2 protein-coding genes are annotated in these 1099 nt (G+C 70.9%); one reads left to right on the top strand and one right to left on the bottom strand.

What is annotated here, in order from left to right; genetic code table 11:
- Nucleotides 1-542 (bottom strand): TetR/AcrR family transcriptional regulator (locus E1281_RS39740; protein ID WP_131884825.1); only part of this gene is annotated, 542 nt, incomplete at its 3' end.
- A gap of 84 nt (nucleotides 543-626) precedes the next feature.
- Here E1281_RS39740 and E1281_RS39735 point away from each other — a divergent pair.
- Complete coding sequence (locus E1281_RS39735; protein ID WP_131884824.1) at nucleotides 627-965, top strand: hypothetical protein; 339 nt, start codon at nucleotides 627-629, stop codon at nucleotides 963-965.
- Nucleotides 966-1099 lie beyond the last annotated feature (134 nt).

The raw sequence follows: 1099 nt of genomic DNA, 5'->3' as shown, positions 1-1099 counted from the left end.
GAGTGGAAGGGGTCGCGGAGGAGTGCGGTGATCTTTTCTGGGGGGGCGTCTTCCAGGCCGTCCAGGCGCAGCAGGTAGCGGGCGATGACGGTTCCCAGGGTCAGGGCGCCGATCAGGCTCGTCCGCAGTTCCGCGTCGTCGTCCGGTAGCGCGTCGGCGGCGTGGCGTTGCTCGGCGAGCATCGCCTCGCGCACCTCCTTGGCGGCCTCGGGGTGGGTGAACATCGAGCGGAGCGCCGCCAGCGCGGCGACCGGTTCGGCCGAGGTCTTCGCGTCCAGCGCCGCCAGCAGTTGCTCGGCGAGCTGCTCGGGGGTTCCGCCGAACGGCTCGTGCCGGTCGACGACGGCGATCCGCGCGAAGAGCTTCTCCTTCGACTCAAAGTACCGCATGACCAGGCCGGGGTCGGTCTTCGCCTCGGCCGCTATCGCGCGGATCGTCGTCCGGTCGTAGCCGTGCTCGGCGAACAGCCTCCGCGCCGCCGCCAGGACCCGGTCCTGGGTGCGGCGGCGCTGCTCGGCCCGGGAGACAGGTGCGGAATCCACCGGCTGAGTCTACATCCGTTGACTCAATCGGGAAGCGGCGCTAGGTTTTCAGTCAACGGTCGTTGACCGAAACTTGGAGGGACCATGTTCCAGACCATCGCGCTGAGCCTTCTCGCCGGGCTCGCGGGGACCAACGCGCTGCCGCACCTGATCAAGGGCCTCGTCGGCGAGGAGTTCCCGAACGTGCTGGGGAACTCGCCCGTGCGCAACGCGCTCGCCGGCGTGACCGGGATCCCGCTGACCGCACTCTTCGTCTTCTGGGCCGATATCCCCAGCCACCCGTGGGCCGCCGCCGTGTCCATCGTCGTCGGCGCCTATGCCATGGCCGCCTTCCACGGACTTCGCGGCGCCTTCTGGCTGAACACCGCCGCCGGCCGCCCCAATCCGGCCGCGCCGGCGGGCCGGAGCACCCCGACCGGCTGACGCCGATCGCGCGTGGCCGGTACCGGCCTGGCCTGGAGGTGGCCTCATCAGGCAAGCGGCCGCCTCACCCGCGCGGTCACGTGTCACCGTGGTCAGCGCGAAAAGGGGTCGTCGGCGGGCGGGTGGGGTTATGG

Source organism: Actinomadura sp. KC345 (assembly GCF_004348515.1).
Taxonomy (GTDB): Bacteria; Actinomycetota; Actinomycetes; order Streptosporangiales; family Streptosporangiaceae; genus Spirillospora.
Note: the sequence above shows the minus strand (reverse complement) of the source record. Positions and strands in the feature narration are given on the sequence as shown.